The following is a 20,925-nucleotide window of genomic DNA, read 5'->3' as shown; positions in this document are numbered from 1 at the left end:
GCGCTGTATTTTACTCAGCCGCCACAAGAAAAGCCTCTCCAGGTAGGAGAGGCTTTTGGGGTTAGCAGGCACAGGAATTTGGCTCGAAGACTTGAGCTGGCGAGTTTACTTGGACTTTGGGGCCGCTTTAGGCGCAGCTTTCTTGGTCGTGGTACCAGCGGCCTTTTTCGCGGCGGGCTTCTTGGCGGCCGCTTTTTTGGCGGCCGGCTTCTTGGCCGGGGTGTCGGCTTTTTCCGCTTTATCAGTGGCTGGAGCGGCCTTTTTACCGAAGCGGCCTCCCTTGGCGGGTTTGTCCGGGGTGGCCTCGGCCAGCTCCAGGCAGCGCTCCAGGGTGAGGTCGGTGGGCTCTTCCCCCTTCGGAATCTTCACATTCTTCTTGCCCGCCACAATGTAGGGGCCGAAGCGCCCGTTGAGCACCTGCACCTCCGGGTTTTCGGGGAAGGACTTGATCAAGCGTTCCGAATCGGCTTTGCGCTTGGCTTCAATCAAATCAACTGCCTCCTGGGCTGTAATGGTATGCGGATCCTGCTCCTTGGTGAGGGAGTAGAACTTGCTGTCGTGGCGGATGTAGGGGCCGAAGCGACCCAGGGCCGCCGTCATGTCCTTATCCTCGAAGGAACCCACGATGCGCGGCAGCTTGAACAGGTCCAGGGCCTCCTCCAGCGTGATGTTCTCGATAAACTGGCCTTTGCGCAGACTGGCATACACGGCTTTTTCGCCCTCGGGCGCGCCCTCCAGCGGCTCAATTTGCACATAGGGCCCAAACCGGCCCAAGCGGGCCGTTAGCTTCTGGCCGGTTTCGGGGTGAAGGCCAATTTCCCGGTTGCTGCCCAGCGTATTGCGCTCAATGTTCTGACCCCGCTCCACGGTTTCGTGAAAAGTACCGTAGAAGCCCGCCAGCATGTCGGTCCACTGCTCCTGCCCGTCGGCAATGCGGTCAAATTCGTCTTCCACCTTGGCCGTGAACTGGTAATCCACAATGACGGGGAAGTGCTCTACCAGGAAGTCATTGACTACCATGGCGGTATCAGTGGGGAACATCTTGGCTTTGTCGGCCCCGTAGGTTTCGGTTTTTACCTCAGTTTTGACTGCTTCGCCGTCCAGGGTCAGCACATGGAATTTGCGCTCCTTGCCTTCCCGGGTGTCCTTCTCCACGTAGCCCCGCTTCTGAATGGTGCTGATGGTTGGCGCGTACGTTGAAGGCCGGCCGATGCCCATTTCCTCCAGTTTTTTAACCAGGGAAGCTTCCGTGTAGCGGGCCGGGGGGGAGGCGTACCGCTCGGTGGCGCGCAACTGCTGCAAGGGTAAATTCTGGCCCACGTTCAGGGGCGGCAGCCCCCGCGAAAACGACGATTCAGCGGTTTCATCCTGCTCTTCCTCATCCTTGCTCTCGGCGTAGGCCTTCAGGAAACCCTCAAAGGAAATAACCTCGCCAGTAGCCGTAAGTAAGGTGCCCGGCTGGGTGCTGATGCTGATGGATGCGACAGTCCGCTCAATCACCGCGTCGGCCATCTGCGAGGCCATGGCCCGCTTCCGAATTAAATCATAGAGGCGCTGCTCCTGGGAATCAGAACCCGCTTTGAGCAGGGCAAAATCGGTAGGGCGAATAGCTTCGTGGGCTTCCTGCGCCGACGCCGACTTAGTTTTGTACACCCGCGTTTGAGCGTACTCGGGGCCGTATGCCCGGCTGATTTCCTCCTGCGCCGCCGTCAGAGCATCCTGCGAGAGGTTCACCGAGTCAGTTCGCATGTAGGAAATCTTACCGGCCTCATACAGCTTCTGGGCCACGCTCATTGTTTGGGCCACCGAGAAACCCAGCTTGCGCGAAGCTTCCTGCTGCAAGGTGGAGGTGGTGAAGGGTGGTGCGGGGCTGCGCTTACCGGGTTTTTTCTCCAGGTTTTCGATGCGGTAGGCTGCGCCCACGCACCCGGTTAGGAAGGCCTCGGCTTCCTCCCGGGTTTTGAAGCGGGTAGGCAACTCGGCTTCCAATACTGCGCCCCGGCCCGCATCAAAGCGCGCCACCACGCGGTACGCCGAAGAAGTTTTAAACTGGCTGATTTCCCGTTCCCGCTCCACCACCAGGCGCACGGCCACGCTCTGTACGCGCCCCGCCGAAAGGCCTGCTTTTACCTTTTTCCACAGCACAGGACTCAACTCAAAGCCTACCAGCCGGTCGAGCACCCGCCGGGCCTGCTGGGCATTCACCAGGTTCAGGTCAATTTCCCGGGGATTGTCAATGGCGTTGAGGATGGCATTCTTGGTGATTTCGCGGAACACAATACGCCGCGTCTTCTGGTCGTTCAGGTTTAGCGTTTCCGCCAGGTGCCAGCTAATGGCTTCGCCTTCCCGGTCATCGTCACTGGCCAGCCATACTACTTCCGCTTCCTTGGCCAGCTTCTTTAGTTGACTGATAATTTCGCGCTTATCGGCCGATACTACATAAGTAGGCTTGAAGCCATTGGCAATATCAATAGCGTTGTTATCCTTGGGCAGGTCGCGTACGTGCCCGAACGACGACTTCACCACGAAGTCCTTGCCGAGGTAGCCTTCAATGGTTTTGGCCTTGGCCGGGGATTCGACGATGACTAGATTTTTGACCATACGGGGTGGGGGAACACTGAGCGGTTTCGGTAGGAAACGACGCGCGCAGTGTAAAAGTTGAATTTTGCCGCAAAGATGCTGGAATAATCCGGCCCTGGCGCGGGTGGGGCCAAATATCGGAGTAGCCCTCTGCCTATATATAGGAGTGGGCGTTGAAACAGTGAGCAGCAAGCCACTCATTTCCCGGCAGTTACCAATTACCGGCAAGATTTTGCTCAGGATTGCGTCGAACTGGGCTTATCTGCTACCTTTGTTCGTTCTGGAACCCTATGCCCGGTGGTTCCATTTGTGCCCCGCCTTCTTTTTCGCTGGCTCCGCCGCCCTTCCATCAGTATGGCATCCGCTAAGACGCCCAAACCCACCCCCTCAGCTTCGGCTGCCCCGGCAACTCCTGCCACCGCCACTGCCGTTGTCAACGGCAAGGCGGAAACTACTCCCCGCTCCAACGGCAACCATACCCGCAAACGGGGTGAGGCTACCGGCAAATTCGAAGCCCAGGACCCGGACTACATCAACGACCAGTTGAACCGGGTGCTGTACGCCCTCGATGCCTTTAAGAAGGGCGACGTGTCGGTGCGGCTAACCAAGCAGAATGACGACATCTTCGCCGAAATAGCCGAAGCCTACAACTCCATGGTGGAGATGATTGGCGGGGTAGGCGGGGAGGTGTCGCGCATTTCCAAGGTGGCCGGGGTGGAAGGCAACCTGAAGGCCCGCGCTTCCGGCGAAAACGCGGCGGGCTTCTGGCGCGACATGATCAACAACATCAACGGCTTGGTCGATAGCATTGCCGTGCCGGTGTTGGAGGTGGGCAAAGTGCTCAAGAACATCAGCAAAGGCAACCTGGACGAAACATTCCAGATTCCGGTGTCGGGCGACTTCAAGGTGATGGCCGAAACCATCAACAAAACCATCGATAACCTCAACCTGTTCGCCGGCGAAGTAACCCGCGTGGCCCAGGAAGTAGGTACCGAAGGGAAACTCGGCGGTCAGGCCAGCGTGCCTAACGTGGGCGGTATCTGGAAAGACCTTACGGACAACGTAAACTACATGGCCTCGAACCTGACCTCTCAGGTACGGGACATTGCCAACGTGGCCACGGCCGTAGCCAAAGGCGACCTGACGCAGAAGATTACCGTGGACGTGAAGGGCGAACTGCTACAGTTGAAGCAGAACCTGAACCAGATGGTGGACTCGCTGAACCTGTTTGCCGGTGAGGTAACCCGCGTGGCCCAGGAAGTGGGTACGGAGGGTAAACTAGGCGGCCAGGCTTCGGTACCGAATGTAGGGGGCGTATGGAAGCAGTTGACCGACAACGTAAACACAATGGCCTCGAACCTGACGCTTCAGGTGCGGGACATTGCCAACGTGGCCACGGCCGTAGCCAAAGGCGACCTGACGCAGAAGATTACGGTGGACGTGAAAGGGGAGCTGCTGCAACTCAAGCAGAACCTGAACCAGATGGTGGACTCGCTCAACCTGTTCGCTGGCGAGGTAACCCGCGTGGCCCAGGAAGTAGGTACGGAAGGTCGCCTTGGTGGTCAGGCCATTGTACCGAATGTGGCCGGCGTGTGGAAAGAACTCACCGACAACGTAAACTACATGGCCTCGAACCTGACGCTTCAGGTGCGCGACATTGCCAACGTAGCCACGGCCGTAGCCAAAGGTGACTTGAGCCAGAAGATTACGGTGGACGTGAAGGGCGAACTGCTGCAACTCAAGCAGAACCTGAACCAGATGGTGGACTCGCTGAACCTGTTCGCTGGCGAAGTAACCCGCGTGGCCTTGGAGGTGGGTACGGATGGTAAACTTGGCGGCCAGGCTAGCGTGCCCAACGTGGCCGGGGTATGGAAAGAGCTGACCGACAACGTAAATAACATGGCCTCGAACCTGACTTTGCAGGTACGAGACATTGCCAATGTGGCCACGGCTGTAGCCCGCGGCGACTTGTCGCAGAAGATGACCGTGGATGTGAAAGGAGAAATCCTGGAGCTGAAGAACATCCTCAATCAGATGGTGGACTCGCTCAACATCTTCGGTGACGAAGTAACCCGTGTAGCCCGCGAAGTAGGCACGGAAGGTCGCCTCGGCGGCCAGGCCTCAGTGCCGCGCGTAGGTGGCACTTGGAAGGAGCTGACGGACAACGTAAACACGATGGCCTCGAACCTGACACTTCAGGTGCGCGACATTGCCAATGTGGCCACGGCCGTAGCTAAGGGTGACCTGACGCAGAAGATGACGGTGGATGTAAAAGGCGAGATTCTCGACCTGAAAAACATCCTGAATCAGATGGTGGACTCGCTCAACATCTTTGCCGGCGAAGTAACCCGCGTAGCTCGCGAAGTAGGTACGGAAGGTATTCTGGGTGGCCAGGCCAACGTGCCCAGCGTGTCGGGTACTTGGAAAGACCTGACCGACAACGTGAACACGATGGCCTCGAACCTGACCTCGCAGGTACGGGACATTGCCAACGTGGCCACCGCCGTAGCCCGCGGCGACTTGAGCCAGAAGGTGACGGTAAACGTGCGCGGCGAGCTGTTGCAGCTCAAGGAAAACCTTAACCAGATGGTGGACTCGCTGAACACGTTCGGCGACGAAGTAACCCGCGTGGCCCGCGAAGTGGGCACCGAAGGCCGCCTCGGCGGTCAGGCCGTAGTGCCCAACGTGCGCGGAACCTGGAAGGACCTCACGGACAACGTAAACTTCATGGCTGCCTCGCTCACCAGCCAGGTACGCGACATTGCCAACGTAACCTCCGCCGTAGCCCGCGGCGACCTGAGCCAGAAAGTATCCGTTGATGTAAAAGGCGAGCTGCTCGACCTGAAGGACAACATCAACCAGATGGTGGACTCGCTCAACGTGTTTGCCGGTGAGGTAACCCGCGTGGCCCTCGAAGTAGGTACCGAAGGCCGCCTCGGCGGCCAGGCCAACGTGCCCAACGTAAGCGGGGTGTGGAAGGACCTGACGGACAACGTAAACACGATGGCCGCCAACCTCACCACCCAGGTACGGGGCATTGTGAAGGTAGTAACGGCCGTATCGAAAGGTGACCTTACCCAGAAGCTCACCCTGGAAGCCAAAGGCGAAGTAGCCGACCTGGCCGATACCATCAACCGCATGGTGGACGACTTGAACCGTCTGGCCTCGGAAGTAAGCCGCGTGGCCCGCGTAGCCGGGGGCGAAGGCAAGCTGACGGAACGCGCCACGGTAACTGACGTATCGGGCTCCTGGAAAGAACTGGTGGATACGCTTAACGCCCTGATTGAATCCATTGCCTCCCCGGTACTGGAAGTATCACGCGTGGTGCGGGCCATTTCGGAAGGCGACCTGCAGCAGCAGGTAGAAATTGAAACCACTGGCGACATCCGCGCCATGGCCGATGCCCTGAACTTGGCCGTGGACAACCTCAACGAGCTGCTCGGGGAAATCAACGAGTCCTCGCAGATTGTAGGGGAGTCCTCGGAAGAAATGGTAGTGAAAGGGCAGGAGATGAGCCGGGTAACCGTTGACGTGGCCCTGGCCATGCAGCAGATGGCCGAAGGCGCGCAGAACCAGGCTCTTAAAACCGACCAGGCCTTTAAGCTGATTGAAGAAATCATGCAGGCCACCAAGGAAACCGCCGGTAAAGCCGATGTGGGTATCAAGGCGGCTATCCTGGGGGAGCAAACCTCTCAGCTGGGTTTGAAGACTGTGGCCGAGGTGGTGAAAAACATGGAGGAAATCAGCAACGCTGCTGCCCAAACCTCCAAAACCATTGAAGTACTGAGCACCCGGTCTGGGGAAATCAGCAAGTCGCTGGGCGTGATTACCGACATTGCCGCCCAAACCAACCTGCTGGCCCTGAACGCTGCCATCGAAGCCGCCCGCGCCGGCGAAGCCGGCCGTGGTTTCGCCGTAGTAGCCGAAGAAATCCGCAAGCTGGCCGAAGGCTCCCGCAAATCGGCCGGGGAAATTGCCACGCTGGTAGAGGACGTAAAGAAGGATACTACCTCCGCCGCCTCCGCTATCAGCACCATGGAAGGCCGGGTACTGAAAGGCAAGAATGCCACCTTCGAGGCCAGCTCGGCCTTTAAGAACATTGCCACTTCCTCGGGCGAAACCCTGCGCACTTCCCGCGACATTCTGACGGCTACCGAGATTCAGAAAACCTCGATTGGCGACGTAGTAAAGTACGTGGAAGAAGTAGTAGCCATTGCCGAGCAAACGGCTTCGGGCACGCAGCAGGTAGCCAGCACCGCCAAGCAGCTCTCCACGAGCATGCAGGAGCTGACGACCAGCAGTCAGAACCTGACCGACATTGCCGACGACCTGCAACTGGGCCTCTCTGCCTTCCAGCTGATGGAAGACATGGAACCGGAACCCGAGCCAGAACCCGAGCCCATCCGCCGGTCGGTGCTACGCCGAATTGGTACGCAAGCCAGCAAACCGGCCGCCACGCCCCCGGCCCCCGCGCCGCGCCGACGGGCTGCCGCTGCTACTGCCGAAGCACCAGCCACGCCCGAACCGAAGCGGGCGAACCGCCGTGCGGCGGCAGTATCGGCCCCGGAGGAATCTTCTTCCACCGAGGCCCCGACTACTACCCGCAAGGCTGGTACACGGCGGACTGCCAAGGCCGCTCCGGCCACGGAGGCTCCCTCCGAAACGCCCGCTACCAAGCCCCGGGCTTCCAAGCGCAAAGCCAAATAAGCTAATGTTTCCTTCGTCCTGCAGAGCTGCCTATTATGGCGGTTCTGCAGGGCGCTATACCCTCAGGCATGCCTGATTCTGAAAAAACCGTCAAACAAGACCCCATCATCCAGCTCATCGTGTTTCGGTTGGGTGAGGAGGAGTATGGGATTCGCATTGAGCAGGTGAAGGAGGTAACCATTACCCCGGAAATTGCGCGGATGCCCAAAACTCCACCCTTTGTGAAGGGTATTGCCAACCTGCGCGGCGACATCATTGCGGTAATTGATTTGGAGGAACGCTTTCGGCTGCGCGCTGCGGGGCAGGAAATGCCGGCCGTATCCTATACCATGGCCATCGAAGCCAAGGAGTACACCATCGGCATTATGGTGCGGGAGGTGCCGCAGCCGTTGTCCATCCAGCAGTCGGTTATCGAGAAGGCACCAGAGTTCATCCAGGACATTAACATTCACGACAAATACATTGAGGGCATTGCCAAAATCGAGGACCGCATTATTGTGGTACTTGACATGCTCAAGCTGCTGACTCCCTCTGAAATTATGCAGCTGCAGCCGAAAGCGGAATCTTCCGGTTCCGGCAGCCGTACAAAGGCCTAGTTTACCTGAACGGCTAAGCTTATTTCCCTCATTCTGCTTTTTGCACTTCTCATGAAAAACCGCATCCTCATCGTCGACGACTCTTTCTACATGCGCACGATGCTCAAGAACATGCTCACCGACGCTGGCTATGAGGTAGTAGGCGAGGCCGCCAACGGCCAGCAAGCCCTGGAAATGGCTTCCGATACCAAGCCCGACCTGATTACCCTGGACGTAATTCTGCCCGACAACACTGGCCTGGATGTGCTGAAAGGCATCCGGCAGGAGCAGCCCGAAGTGAAAGTGGTCATGTGCTCCGCCGTAGGGCAGGAAGTAATTGTGAACGAGGCCCTGGAAAGTGGTGCCACCGCTTACATCGTGAAGCCTTTCTCCGAAGAGAAGGTACTGGAAATTGTGGGCAGCGCCCTGCAGGAAGCGGGTTCCGACCAAGCCTAACCATTGTGCGCTAGCCCGGTTGTCCCGGAGCACCCTCAAGTTCGTTCGTCTGCCTTAGTGTCCGCTATACTTCCGCCTTTTACTTTGCTGCTAGGAAACCTGTCCTCCTCCGTACAAACGGTGCTGACCAGGTTGCTGCGCGCTGCTCCCGAGCTGGCCGTAGTGGGTAACGCTGCGTCTGCTGACGAGCTGCCTACGCTTGCCCGCCGTTTGCGGCCAGGGGTAGTAGTGGTAACGGAGGACCAGCTTTCGGGGCTGGAGCGCCTGCAGCAGCAATTCCCGGTTCCGGTGTTGCTCTACAGCGCCCGGGCTCCATTGCCGGGAATGCTACGTGAGGCAGCGCGTTTGGGAGTGTACGATTACATTACACCGGCCCCAACGGCGGCAGCAGAACTTATTGAGTGGGGCCGGCAGCTGCGGCGCAAACTACTTGCCGTGCGCCCCCGCCCCCTGCAGATGGGGCCGCCCAAGATACTGGTTCCGCGGGTTCGGGTGATGCCGTTGCCTCCGCAGGGTATCGTGGTCATTGGCGGCTCTACGGGAGGGGCTCCGGCTACCGAAGTTTTGCTACGCACCCTACCGGTTGACTTTCCTTGGGCGGTGGTGGTAGCGGTGCATTTGCCAGTACACTTTACGGATACTCTGGTGGAGCGCCTGCGCCGGGCTAGCCAGTTGCCGGTGGCCGCTGCTGGCAGTGGCTCCCGCCTGGAAGCTGGCCGGGTGCTGGTAGCCCCCGGGGGCCGCAACCTACTGGTGCAGCCCGTAACCGGTAGCCCATGGTTAGGCTGGGAAACCGAGTTTACCAGTGAAGCCAGCCTCGATGTACCGTCCGTAGATCTGCTCATGCAGTCGGCAGCCCGCTTGGCTGGCCGCAACGTGGTGGGGGTAGTACTTACTGGCCTCGGTCACGATGGAACGCTGGGCGCGCAGGCTATTCGCCGTGCGGGCGGTACCGTCATTGTTCAGGATGAGGCCTCTTCGGCCGTATTCGCCATGCCAAAATCTGTAATTCAAGCCGGTTTGGCCACTGAGGTGCAGCCACTGGCCAGCATGGCGGCCGTACTCACCCGGTACGTGCCCACTCGCTCGGGCGGCAGTGCATCCCGTTCTTTCTCCCGCCCTCAAGCTGTTACGGCCCAATGAAGTCACGGGAGCAGGAATACCGGGAAATTTTCATGGCGGAGGCGTTGGAGTATTACGACGCCATGAGCCGCCACATCAGTGAGCTGGAGCGCAACCCCTCCGATGAGCCGGCCCTCAACGAGCTGTTTCGGCTCATGCACAACCTTAAGTCCAACTCCCGGGCGATGGGGTACAACTCCATCGGCGAGCTGGCCCACCACATGGAGACTATCTTCGGGCTGATTCGCAGCAAGGAGAAGTCTTTCACTGGTTCAGTGGTGCCAGTGCTGTTCAACGGGGTTGATACCATCGGGGAAATGATTCGGGCAGTGGGCGCCAACGAGGACATGCCCACCGTGGAGCGCCTCATGGATAACCTGGACCGACTGGTACGCGGCGAAGAACCCGTATTGGAGGAGGAAGAGGAGGATGCCGATGAAGACGCCAACCGTAAGCTGGAGCTATCCGACCTCGTCTACATCCAGATCAAAAAGCTTGACCATCTGATGAACTTGGTGGGGGAGCTAATTATTGATCGGGACCGGGTGCTTACGCTGGGCCAGGAAATTGGTAACCCCGCACTGCTGGCCGCTGCCGCCCACCTCTCACGTATTGCCGATGAGCTGCAGTACAGCGTGATGGACGCCCGGTTGGTAGGGGTAGGCTCTTTGTTCAGCAAATTTCCACGGGTGGTACGCGACGTGGCTGCCACCGAGAAAAAGGACGTGGAGCTGACCATGCTGGGGGAGGATATTCAGATTGACCGCAACATCCTGCAGATTATCACCGACTCCCTGCTGCACCTGGTGCGCAACGCCATCGGTCACGGCCTGGAAACGGCCGCTGAGCGGGTAGCCGCCGGCAAGCCAGCCCAGGGCCATCTTACGCTCTCGGCCCAAACCGAGCGGGATGATGTGCTGATTCAGGTGCAGGACGACGGGCGGGGCATTAATGTGGAAAGCGTGCGGCGTAAGGCTGTGGAGCGGGGCCTGGTGGCTGCCAACGTGGCCGCCACGCTGGACGACGGCGCAGTGCGGGCCTTCCTGTTTGAGCCCGGCTTCTCCATGGCCAAGGAAGTAACCGAAATTTCGGGCCGGGGCGTGGGCCTGGATGTAGTGAAGCTGGCCATTGACTCCTTGGGCGGCCAACTGCGCGTTGATTCGGTGCTGGGCCAGGGAACCACCTTTACCCTGGTACTGCCTACTTCCATTGCCGTGAAAGGCGCCCTGCTTTTCCAGCTTGATCAGCGCAATTACGCCATTCCGCTCATGCACACCGACTCGGTCGTGTCGTTGCTGCCCGACAGCTTTAATGTGGTGGGCGGGGTGCTGATTACGCGTATCCAGGACGAAAACGTGCCAGTGGTGTCGCTGCGGCGGCTGCTGCACAACGGCGACGGCCCGTTGCCGCCCGCGGTGAAAGCCGATGTGCTGGGCCGTCAGGATATCATCATTGTAAACTACAACAACCGCCGGCTCGGCCTGATCGTCGACCGGTTTTTACGCCAGCAGGATATCGTGGTGAAACCCATGAGTAAACCGCTGGATACCATTGACTTGTTTGGCGGCGTTACCCTCTTGGGGAGCGGGCAGGTGTGCTTGGTACTGGATGTGCCCGCATTAACTCGACTGTTTTTAGCCAAACGACCATAATTCTCGTAATTGCAGCCTCTGGTAACCGGTTTCGGCCGAATGCCTTTTCAACTGACTCCTATGGATTTGCACATGACGGAACTGGAGCGGGACATTATCCGCGAAATCCTGAATATCGGACTGGCTCGCGCCGCCGATTCATTCGCGGTTATCGCCCAGGAGAAGGTGCTGCTGGAAGTGCCCAATCTGGATATCGTTTCCGGTAAAAGCGTACTGGAAAAGGTAGGCGACCTGCAGGCTAGCCACGTCGTTATCCAGTCCGACATTCGGGGGGATTTCAACGGCACTACCCTGATGTTCTTCTCCGGTCAGCATGTGCAGCGCCTCTCGCGGGTGTGCCTGCGCATGAATACTTCCGATTCCGTCCAGATTGACGAGATGCAGGAGTCATTGCTGCTGGAAATCAGCAATATCATTACGGGTGCGCTGGTTACTCAACTGGCTAATATTCTGAAGGCCCACATCTACGGTGCCCCGCCCGCGCATCCCCACGGCGACATGGCCGCCGCCCTGCGCAGCCTACTGGTTGACCGCCCAATGGTACAGCCGTTGATTTTTTCGGTGGTGACGCAGTTCTCGGATAAAGAAAACTCGGTGGAACTGCCCCTGATGATTTTCTTTGACCGGGACACGTTCGAGAAGATTCTGGAAATCATCCGTACCTACGACTTCATGGGCGGACACCAAGCCGGCTCATAAGTGTGCGGCCTTTGGCTGGGTTGATTTTACTCTTGTAGGCAGTGGCCCCCGCCGCTGGGTATGACGCCTGGAATGGCTGCGTAACCAGCACAGCGGGGGCCACTGCCGCGTGTACTCACGTCTTTCTCACTTCTTTATTTTCCTCTTATGGCTGATTCTTCTGCGCTGGAACGCAAACTGGCCAGCTTCGACCCCAATGCCCTTGGCGATACGGCTGGCGGCCTCTATGGCCTGCCCTTTACCTCTGAAGAGGCTCAGGTAGTGGTAGTGCCCGTGCCTTGGGAAGTAACCGTATCCTACCGCGCCGGTACAGCGGCGGGCCCAGAGGCTATCCGCCAAGCCTCCTTGCAAGTAGACCTCTACGACCCGGACCTGCCCGAAGCCTGGCGAATGGGTTTGGCCATGGAGGAGCCCGATGAGAAAATTGCCGCCGAAAGCCACAGCCTGCGCCCCTTGGCGGAGGAGTACATTGGCTGGCTGGAGGATGGGGAGCCCGAGGAAACGCATGCTTCCTTTGTGGATGTGCCCACCCGCATCAACCAGCGCGGGCAGGCGCTGCTAGAGTGGCTCAAGAAAAAGACCGGCGCTTTGCTGGATGCCGGCAAAGGCGTAGTGGTATTGGGCGGCGACCATAGCACTCCGCTGGGCTATCTGCACGCGCTGGCTGAACGCCACGAGGAGTTCGGGATTCTGCAGATTGACGCCCACTGCGACCTGCGCCCCGCGTACGAAGGCTTCGAGTTTTCGCACGCCTCCATTATGTACAATGCCCTCAAACTGCCCCAGGTGAAGAAGCTGGTGCAGGTAGGTATTCGGGACTATTGCCAGCAGGAGGCCGAGTACGCCGCCCAAAGCAACGGGCGCGTTACCATGTTCACCGACCGGTTTCTGCAGAGCGAGATGCTGGGCGGTAAGTCGTGGAAAAAGGAGTGCAAGAAGATAGTGGCGCAGCTGCCCCAGAAGGTATACCTGAGCTTTGATATTGATGGGCTGGACCCCAAGCTGTGCCCCGGCACCGGTACGCCCGTGCCCGGCGGCCTGGAGTTCGAGCAGGCCCTGTACCTTATTCGAATGGTGGCACGCTCGGGCCGCACTATCATCGGCTGTGATTTGAACGAGGTAGCTCCCGGTGACACGGAGTGGAATGCTATTGTGGGTGCCCGCCTGCTGTTCCATATGGCCAACTGGATGGGCGTTTCCCAAGGGCGGCTCAAGGCGCGGCCGCTGGAAAAGTAAGCTCTGCCCGACCTAAAAGTGGCTAGCAGCCCCCAGATAAGCCTGAACAAATACGGTTCAGCTTATCTGGGGGCTGTTACTTTTTCGCCTAGGCTACGTACAGCATCAAATTCCCCGAATACTGTACTTTTCTCACCTAACCTTTTCCCCTCGGTATGGGCTTTATTCTCAAGTTTCTCTTGTCGGCCATCATCACCTATGTGCTGGCTAAATTCCTGCCTGGTTCGCAAATCGGCGGTTTCGGCGACGCCATCATTCTGGTCGTTGTACTGGCCGTACTGAATGCGGTAGTAAAGCCCATTCTGAAAATCATTGGCTTCCCCATCACCGTTCTTACGCTGGGCCTGTTTCTGTTCGTTATCAACGCGCTGATTGTAATGCTGGCCAGCTACCTGCTCTCCGGCTTTGAGGTGGATGGCTTCTTCTCCGCCTTGATATTCAGTATTGTACTGTCGTTGGTAACCTCGGTGGTTGATATGATTGTGGATTAGGTAGCTGCTCAGCTAAACAACGCAAAAGGCCCCTGACACGAGAAATTCAGGGGCCTTTTGCGTTGAATAAACCGCCGCTACTAGGTGGTTAATCTTCGCCAGTAGCGGTAAAGCAGCCACGCTGCTACCAGCAAGGAGAGGGGCCAGAGGTAGGCCAGGGCCACTACAAATTCCCCCAGCAAGTGCCAGCCGAACCGCAGCCCCGCTTGCAGCCGCGGAGCGAAAGGCGGCTGCGGGGCCATTTCGGCCGGAATGGGCTGATAGTAGGAAAGGCTCAAGGTGCCCATCGTAGCCTCTTCGGCCAAAAGCGCATCGTGAGCAGATAACACGGAGGCAGCAGTATCCTGCGTGCGTACCTTTAACTGCTCACTAGCCAAATCGTGAGAGGTAATGTCCTTGCGCTCAACGTAGCCCAAATGGCTCAGAGCAAAGGTGAGCGGCAAAAACGTAGCCGACGGCACCCGGATATTCAGATTTTGTGTGTGCCGGCCATCCTCAGTTACTTCATGTGCTTCGGCCAAGTAGGCCCCGTGCGCATACAGCAGGGTGTCCAGGCGCTTGGTAGCCGCCTCGAAGTCGATAACCTGCATGTGCATGCTACCCTGGTAAACAACCGGACGGCGGCTCTGCCACAAACGGCCCAGCGGAATATCCGGCAAAGCGGGGGCCGATGGCAGGACCACCGTTTGCGGGGCCGTTTCAGTTGCGGATGCTTCTTCTTGTTGCTGGGCGCAGCCACCCAGCAACAGCCCCAGTAGTGGGAGCAGTTGCCGTAGTTTTTTCATCGGTGAACAAGGAAAAAGGGTAGATGAAAAAGCTGCGCAGCTTCCGGCTGTTTATACAAGCTTGCTGGCAAACGTAACCCAGAATCAAGCCAACTGCGCCGTCATTAGCGCGTACAAGCAATGGCCGCTGCTTTAATTCACCCCTCTATCCATGACTACTCCCTTACTGCCGGCTGTGCCGGCTGCGTTGGCTCAAGCCTTGTCCGATGAGGCGGGCATTTCTGCTGTGCTGCGGCTGGTAGGCGAGTACTTGCACGCCGACCGGTGTTTTTTGTACGTGCGTGACCCTGCTGTAGGGCGAGGACGCATTGCCTTCTGCTGGCGCCTCACGGAGGCCATTGCCAACCCCATTCATGACTGGCAGGATGATACTACCTGCCTGCCGCAGCAAGACCCGCTGTTTCGGGCCGCATTGGCAGCCCGGCCCTCGGTGTACGTGGAGGACGTGGAAACCGCGCCACCCACTGTGCTCAACCGCACCTTTGAGCACGAAACATTTGGGCACCGGGCGCTTATTCATGCCCACATTACTGAAAACAGTCAGCTTTGGGGTATCCTGCAGCCTTGCCTGTTTGGGCAGCCCCGGCACTGGACGTCCGCCGAGCAGGCGGCAGTGGAAAGCGTACTTCCGGCGCTGGTGCCTGTTATCAAGCACTACATGCGTGCGGGGGCTGGGCAACTGGCATCAGCTGGCGCGGCGGGCTCTACGACGGCGCCACCACCAGCGCAGTAGCCCGCCACCAGCCACGAGGCCCAGCAGCAGCGGCCAGATGCTTACCAGCCCAAGCAGTAACTCAATCAATAATTGCCACCCAGTATACACAGCCTCCAACAGCCGGCTCCCGAACGAGAGTACCGGCCGGTCGGGTGTAGGCAAAGAAAGCGGCTGGTAATACAGGAGTGTGATAGTGGAATAGGCTACTTCGTTGTTGAGGGCGCGCAGGCGGCTTTCGGTGGCCTCAATGTCTTCCCGAATCTTACCCATGCTTTCCTCAATTTCGAGGATATCAGATACTTTGCGGGCTTGGCTTAGAAGGGCAATGTAACGCTGTTCCAGGGCGCGCTTAGACCGTAACCGCGCCGAAACATCGGCGTGTTGGGCCGTTACATCCTCGGTGCTCAGTTCCTTGTGCTCAACTGTTCCCAAACCGCCCAGGCCGTTCAGGAGTGCCTGAAAGCGGCCCGGCATCACCCTGATTTTCATTTGGTGCTGCCACTCGTCCGCTTCCCGGGTTTCCGAAACTTCCTCCGCGTAGGCCCCAAAAGCCCGTATGAGGCTGTCCATGTGCTGATTGGCCCGGGGTACATCGGTAACTTTCACCTTCACCTCGGCGTGGTAGATGAGCTTACGGGCGGCCGGTGGCTGAACTTCTTCGGAGGTTTGTGTAGCCGCTGAGGCGGGCGGCGGACCTGGAGCTTCCGGCGGCGGGGGCGAGTCGGCCTCGTAGTTCATAACGGTTAGCTCCTCAGCGGCTGATTCTACTTTCCCCTGCGTAGAGAATTTAGGCTCTGACTGGCTGCAGGCTAACAATCCAACAAGGGCAAGCAACGGAAAAGCTAACGGGATACGCATGTGTGGACTGGATAAACAACTAGGCTGTGTGGACAGCAACGCTTCTCACTACCAACCGGAACGTCATGCTTCGCTGCGCTCTGCATGACGTGGCGTTATGTAGGCTTACTTACTGTTCTTCACACAGCCTAGTCAAATAACCGAATCAAGTGTACGCTAACTAAGTGTACGCTGACCTGATGTTGGTTCTGACTTCGATACTATGGTATTCCAGCTACAAAAACAACGGCCCAGTCGTCAGCAAGACAACCGGGCCGTTCGGGCACGTGGCACAAGGGTATTACAGGCGGCGGAGCTGGGCCCCCAGGGCTTGCAGACGCTTATCAATGTTCTGGTAGCCTCGGTCAATCTGCTCCACGTTTTCAATCACGCTGCGGCCATCGGCCGAGAGGGCCGCAATGAGCAGGGCCACGCCAGCCCGGATGTCGGGCGAGGTCATGGTGATGCCGTGCAGGCGCTTCTGGTGGTCGAGGCCGATAACGGTGGCGCGGTGCGGGTCACAGAGAATCACCTGCGCGCCCATGTCAATGAGCTTGTCCACGAAGAACAGGCGCGACTCAAACATCTTCTGGTGAATTAGTACCGTGCCTTTGGCCTGCGTAGCCACCACCAGCACAATACTCAGCAGATCAGGCGTGAAGCCGGGCCAGGTATGGTCAGAGATGGTGAGGATGGAACCATCGAGGTAGGTGGCAATTTCGTAGTGCTCCTGGGCCGGAATATGAATATCGTCGCCCCGGAACTCCATCTGAATACCCAGCTTGCGGAACGTGTCGGGAATAATGCCCAGCTCCGGAATCTGACAGTCCTTGATGGTAATTTCCGAGCCCGTCATGGCCGCCAGGCCAATAAACGAGCCGATTTCAATCATATCGGGCAGCATGCGGTGCTCGGTGCCACCCAGGCGCTCCACACCTTCTACGGTGAGCAGGTTGGAGCCGATGCCGTTAATAACAGCGCCCATGCGCACCAGCATTTTGCAGAGCTGTTGTAAGTAGGGCTCACAGGCGGCGTTGTAAATGGTGGTGGTGCCCTTGGCCAGCACGGCGGCCATTACAATATTGGCCGTGCCCGTTACCGAGGCCTCGTCCAGCATCATATAGGCACCCGTCAGGCCGTTTTCAGCCTTGATGCGGTAGAAGTCGGTGCCTTCCAGGGTGAGCTTACCGCCTAGCTTTTCCAGACCCAGAAAGTGAGTATCCATGGGCCGGCGGCCAATTTTGTCACCCCCGGGCTTGGGAAGCTGGCACTTGCCGAAGCGGGCCAGCATGGGGCCCAGAATCATCACCGAACCCCGCAAAGCACCGGCTTGAGCCACAAACTCGGGCGTGTCGAGGTAGTCAAGGTTGACGGCGTCGGCCTGGAAGCGGTAGGTATCGGAAGCCAGCTTGCCCACTTTCACGCCCATGTCGCGCAGCAGCTCGATGAGCTTGTTCACGTCGCGGATGTCCGGGATATTGGAAATCGTAACGGGCTCCTCGGTCAGCAAAACCGCGCACAAAATCTGCAGTGCTTCGTTCTTTGCGCCCTGAGGTACAATTTCACCTTTCAGCGGCTTGCCGCCAATCACTTCAAAAGAGGCCATTTGTTGAGTAGCTGTTAGCTAATGGCTGTTAGCTATTAGCTTTTATGTTCTAAAAAAAAAAAGTCAAGAGCACTGAATTCCTGACTGTCTGGGGCGGAAAGCCAACAGCTAGCAGCCATCAGCTAACAGCCCAAAACCACTACTGAGGTGGCTGCTGAGGCTCCTGGCGGTTTTTCTTACCGCCCCGGCGCTGCTTGTCGCGGCGGTTGTTGTTGCCCCGGCGCTCTGAGCCGCTCCGGTCCGAGCGGCTTTCGCGCTCCTGCCGGGGCTGGGGCACGATGAAGGCGGCGGTCCGGCTGCCGGTGTTGGTAGCCGGCTGGGTTGAAAACTCGAACAAGCCCTGAGCATCTACCTGGGCGGGGTCCAGCGTGAGCTGCCCGCCCGAAAGCTCCTTCAGGTGCTTGAGGATGGTGACGTCCTTGGCGTTTTCCTTATTGTGGGAGCGGTACAGAAACTTCATGGTGCGCCCAATAACGATGGTGGCCTGCTCCCGCTCCGCGGGGTCTTCCAGGGTGAGAGCCTGCTCCACCAGCTGCTCCACGGCCCGGCCGTAGGCCCGGAACCTGGGGCCCTTGCTGGGGTAGGCCACGCGGGCGGGGGCCTTCATATTGGCCTGGGCTACCAAGGGAAAGGGAGCGTCCACGTCCAGCTCGCCATCGGCCATTTCGTAGAGGTGGTTCCACACTTTCTGCTGGCCGTCGGGCTGGTCGCGCAGGGTGGGCTGAATGCGGAAAATCATCTGCACAATCAGCTGGGCGCGGCGGGTGCGCTCGGCGCGGTCTTCCACCTCGCGCAACTGCTGCACCAGCTGGAAGGTGCTCTGCCCGTATTCGCGCTGGAGCAGCTCGTGTTTATGAAGAGAGGGTAAGGTCATCAGGAATGGTATTCGGAGGGTCAAATATACGCCAAACCTTGCCCCGTTAGCATCTTGTTTTGGACAAGACCCAGCCGGGCAAGGTTCGGAAGAAAAAAACAGGGCGCTAAGCCAAAGGCCGCTGCCCTTCTAAAAGTAAGGGAAAAGCACGAGCCGGGGCGGGCGCTTAGCGTCTACGGCTTAATGTACGCGCAGTTTGGCAAAACTCAGGAGCAGGGTTTTTTCGCCCACTTCCTCAAACAGAATAATGGCCTTGGTGGAGCCCTGCACGGTTTCGAGCTTGCTCACGGTACCAAACCCAAACTTGGGATGCTCCACGCGCTGGCCTTCCCGCAGGTTGCTGGTGTCGGAGGGTTTGAAGTCGGAGGGGGCTACGTACTTGGTGGCGGCCGTTTTGCGCGGGGCCGGGGGCACCAGGTTGCTACGACGCTCAAACACGTGCCCGAACGGCGACTCGCCCGGGCCGGCGCGGTCGGGCCCGGGGCCGGCCGAGTATTTGAAGTCCACAAACTTCGGGTCAATTTCGTCGAGGAAGCGGCTTTTCTCGCAGCTGCGCAGGTTGCCCCACTGGTAGCGGGAGGTAGCATAGCTCAAGGTCAGCTTCTTCTCGGCCCGGGTGATGGCCACGTAGAACAGGCGGCGCTCCTCCTCCAAATCGGCCCGGGAGGTAATCATCATCTGGCTCGGAAACAGGTTTTCCTCCATACCCACGATGTAGACGTTGCGAAACTCCAGGCCCTTGGCCGAGTGAATCGTCATCATGGTCACCTGTTCGCCCTCGGCCTGGGCGTCCTTGGTATCAGCGTCCGTCACCAGGGCAATGTCCTGCAGGAAGGCGCCCAGGCTCTTTTCGTCCCGCTCGGGGTCTTCCACAAAGGCCTTGATGCCGTTGAGCAGTTCCTGAATGTTCTCGTAGCGGCTCAGGCCCTCGATGCTTTTATCGGCGTAGAGCTCCTCAATCATACCCGAATTCTTGGCAATGAACTTGGCCGCTTCGAAGGCATCTTCCTTGGCCGCCACGGCGGTGTAGGCCTTGATTTTCTCGGCGAAGTCCACAATGGGGTTGGCCGTGCGGGTAGGCAGAAACTTGTCGGCGTTGCTGACCACCTCCCAGATGGTGTGGTTGGTTTCCTCAGCCGAGGAAATGAGTTTGCCCAGGGTCGTGTCGCCGATGCCGCGCTTGGGGTAGTTGATTACGCGGCGCAGGGCCTGCTCGTCGTTGGGGTTTACCGTGAGACGCAGGTAGGCCACCAAATCCTTGATTTCCTTGCGCTGGTAGAAGCTCAGGCCGCCGACAATCTTGTACTTGATATTGAGCTTGCGCAACGACTCCTCCATGGCCCGGCTCTGGGCATTGGTGCGGTAGAGGATGGCAAAATCATCGTACGACAGATGCTGGTTCATCTTGTCCTCGTAGATGCTGTTGGCTACCAGCTTGCCTTCCTCGTTATCAGAAGCGGCTTTCAATACCTCAATTAGCGGGCCTTCCTCGTTATCCGAGAAAACGTCCTTGCGCAGCTGGGCCTGGTTGTTTTTGATAACCGAATTAGCCGCCCACACGATGTTTTTGGTGGAGCGGTAGTTCTGCTCCAGCTTGAACACCTGCAGCTCGGGGTAGTCCTTCTCGAAGTTGAGGATGTTCTGAATATCGGCGCCCCGGAAGGCGTAAATGCTCTGCGCATCGTCGCCCACCACGCAAATGTTACGCTCCTTGGCGGCCAGCTTGCGGGCAATCAGGTACTGGGAGTAGTTGGTATCCTGGTACTCGTCCACCATCACGTAGCGAAACATGTTCTGGTACTTGTTCAGTACGTCGGGGTGGTCCTTGAACAGCACGTTGGTCTGGTAAAGGAGGTCGTCGAAGTCCATGGCCCCGGCCTTAAAGCAGCGGTTGGCGTACTGCTGGTAAATCACGCCCAGCTTGGGCCGCAGCGCCGCCTCATCGTCCTGGCGGATAACCGGGTCGTGAAGGTACTGCTGCACCGAAATCAGCTTGTTCTTGGCCGAGGAAATCCGCCCCAGCACCATGTTGGGCTTGTAGAGCTTATCATCCAGCTCCAGTTCCTTGAGAATCTGCCCAATGAGGGTTTTGGAGTCCTGAGTGTCGTAGATAGTAAAGGAGCGGGGGTAGCCGATTTTATCGGCCTCGGAGCGCAGAATCCGGGCGAAAATGCTGTGAAACGTGCCCATCCACAGGTTTTTGGCCTCGGGCCCGACTACCTTCTCAATTCGGGCGCGCATCTCCTTGGCCGCTTTGTTGGTAAAGGTGAGGGCCAGGATATTGAAGGGGTTGACCTGTTTTTCCAGCAAATTGGCAATGCGGTAGGTGAGCACCCGGGTTTTGCCCGAGCCCGCGCCGGCTATAATCATGCAGGGGCCTTCCGTGTGGAGCACGGCCGCCGCCTGCGAGGGGTTCAAGAGCGAATTATAATCGAGTCCCATGCAGTCAGTCAGAATCGGAAACTAAGCTTGTTGGCTTGTTAGCAAAGGTACAGCTTTGGGGCGGGGGAAGGAAATGTGGAGTGGTGGTAGAGCTGCCAGTAGCGCGAACTGCATAGTTCGCGCTACCACCGCCCACCTGCTCCGAAAC

Annotated in this window: 15 protein-coding genes; 9 read left to right on the top strand and 6 right to left on the bottom strand. The window is 58.4% G+C overall.

What is annotated here, in order from left to right; translation table 11 throughout:
• Nucleotides 1-105: 105 nt before the first annotated feature.
• Nucleotides 106-2,601 (bottom strand): type I DNA topoisomerase, encoded by a 2,496-nt coding sequence (topA, locus tag ABIB60_RS08025; RefSeq protein WP_354579008.1) that lies wholly within the window; start codon nucleotides 2,599-2,601, stop codon nucleotides 106-108.
• A 333-nt stretch (nucleotides 2,602-2,934) separates the two neighbouring features.
• Here topA and ABIB60_RS08020 point away from each other — a divergent pair, with 333 nt between their 5' ends.
• The 8 genes from ABIB60_RS08020 to ABIB60_RS07985 all read left to right on the top strand — a co-directional run bounded on the left by ABIB60_RS08020 (nucleotide 2,935) and on the right by ABIB60_RS07985 (nucleotide 13,518).
• Complete coding sequence (locus tag ABIB60_RS08020; RefSeq protein ID WP_354579006.1) at nucleotides 2,935-7,287, top strand: methyl-accepting chemotaxis protein; 4,353 nt, start codon at nucleotides 2,935-2,937, stop codon at nucleotides 7,285-7,287.
• 68 nt (nucleotides 7,288-7,355) lie between these two features.
• Nucleotides 7,356-7,883 (top strand): chemotaxis protein CheW, encoded by a 528-nt coding sequence (locus ABIB60_RS08015; protein WP_354579004.1) that lies wholly within the window; start codon nucleotides 7,356-7,358, stop codon nucleotides 7,881-7,883.
• Nucleotides 7,884-7,934: 51 nt separating this feature from the next.
• On the top strand, nucleotides 7,935-8,318 hold the full coding sequence (locus ABIB60_RS08010) for a response regulator (protein WP_315996532.1): 384 nt from the start codon (nucleotides 7,935-7,937) through the stop codon (nucleotides 8,316-8,318).
• A gap of 84 nt (nucleotides 8,319-8,402) precedes the next feature.
• Entirely contained in the window at nucleotides 8,403-9,461 is a 1,059-nt protein-coding gene (locus ABIB60_RS08005; protein WP_354579002.1) for a chemotaxis protein CheB, read from the top strand.
• Nucleotides 9,458-11,092 carry a chemotaxis protein CheA gene (locus tag ABIB60_RS08000; RefSeq protein ID WP_354579000.1) on the top strand — a complete coding sequence of 545 codons (1,635 nt, stop codon included), beginning with the start codon at nucleotides 9,458-9,460 and terminating at the stop codon, nucleotides 11,090-11,092. The genes ABIB60_RS08005 and ABIB60_RS08000 overlap by 4 nt, the downstream gene beginning before the upstream one ends.
• Before the next feature lie 39 nt (nucleotides 11,093-11,131).
• A complete protein-coding gene (locus tag ABIB60_RS07995) occupies nucleotides 11,132-11,791 on the top strand; it encodes a chemotaxis protein CheC (RefSeq protein ID WP_354578999.1) in 660 nt (219 codons plus the stop codon).
• Between the two features lie 147 nt (nucleotides 11,792-11,938).
• Entirely contained in the window at nucleotides 11,939-13,027 is a 1,089-nt protein-coding gene (locus tag ABIB60_RS07990; protein WP_354578998.1) for an agmatinase family protein, read from the top strand.
• 155 nt (nucleotides 13,028-13,182) lie between these two features.
• Nucleotides 13,183-13,518, top strand: a complete 336-nt coding sequence (locus ABIB60_RS07985; protein WP_315996527.1) for a phage holin family protein — start codon at nucleotides 13,183-13,185, stop codon at nucleotides 13,516-13,518.
• Nucleotides 13,519-13,598: 80 nt separating this feature from the next.
• Here the strand turns inward: ABIB60_RS07985 and ABIB60_RS07980 are convergent, their stop codons facing one another.
• A complete protein-coding gene (locus ABIB60_RS07980) occupies nucleotides 13,599-14,303 on the bottom strand; it encodes a DUF4349 domain-containing protein (protein ID WP_354578997.1) in 705 nt (234 codons plus the stop codon).
• Nucleotides 14,304-14,454: 151 nt separating this feature from the next.
• On the opposite strand from ABIB60_RS07980, the gene ABIB60_RS07975 reads away from it, so the two are divergent.
• Complete coding sequence (locus ABIB60_RS07975; protein WP_354578995.1) at nucleotides 14,455-15,036, top strand: GAF domain-containing protein; 582 nt, start codon at nucleotides 14,455-14,457, stop codon at nucleotides 15,034-15,036.
• On the opposite strand, the gene ABIB60_RS07970 is transcribed toward ABIB60_RS07975, so the two are convergent.
• The 4 genes from ABIB60_RS07970 to ABIB60_RS07955 all read right to left on the bottom strand — a co-directional run bounded on the left by ABIB60_RS07970 (nucleotide 14,989) and on the right by ABIB60_RS07955 (nucleotide 20,777).
• Entirely contained in the window at nucleotides 14,989-15,756 is a 768-nt protein-coding gene (locus tag ABIB60_RS07970) for a DUF4349 domain-containing protein (protein WP_354578993.1), read from the bottom strand. The genes ABIB60_RS07975 and ABIB60_RS07970 overlap by 48 nt on opposite strands.
• Before the next feature lie 400 nt (nucleotides 15,757-16,156).
• Entirely contained in the window at nucleotides 16,157-17,461 is a 1,305-nt protein-coding gene (gene murA / locus ABIB60_RS07965; protein WP_354578991.1) for a UDP-N-acetylglucosamine 1-carboxyvinyltransferase, read from the bottom strand.
• A 139-nt stretch (nucleotides 17,462-17,600) separates the two neighbouring features.
• On the bottom strand, nucleotides 17,601-18,335 hold the full coding sequence (locus ABIB60_RS07960; RefSeq protein ID WP_354578989.1) for a DUF4290 domain-containing protein: 735 nt from the start codon (nucleotides 18,333-18,335) through the stop codon (nucleotides 17,601-17,603).
• A 180-nt stretch (nucleotides 18,336-18,515) separates the two neighbouring features.
• Complete coding sequence (locus tag ABIB60_RS07955; RefSeq protein WP_354578987.1) at nucleotides 18,516-20,777, bottom strand: ATP-dependent helicase; 2,262 nt, start codon at nucleotides 20,775-20,777, stop codon at nucleotides 18,516-18,518.
• Between the last annotated feature and the right edge of the window lie 148 nt (nucleotides 20,778-20,925).

Source organism: Hymenobacter sp. UYP22 (assembly GCF_040547285.1).
GTDB lineage: Bacteria > Bacteroidota > Bacteroidia > Cytophagales > Hymenobacteraceae > Hymenobacter.
Note: the sequence above shows the minus strand (reverse complement) of the source record. Positions and strands in the feature narration are given on the sequence as shown.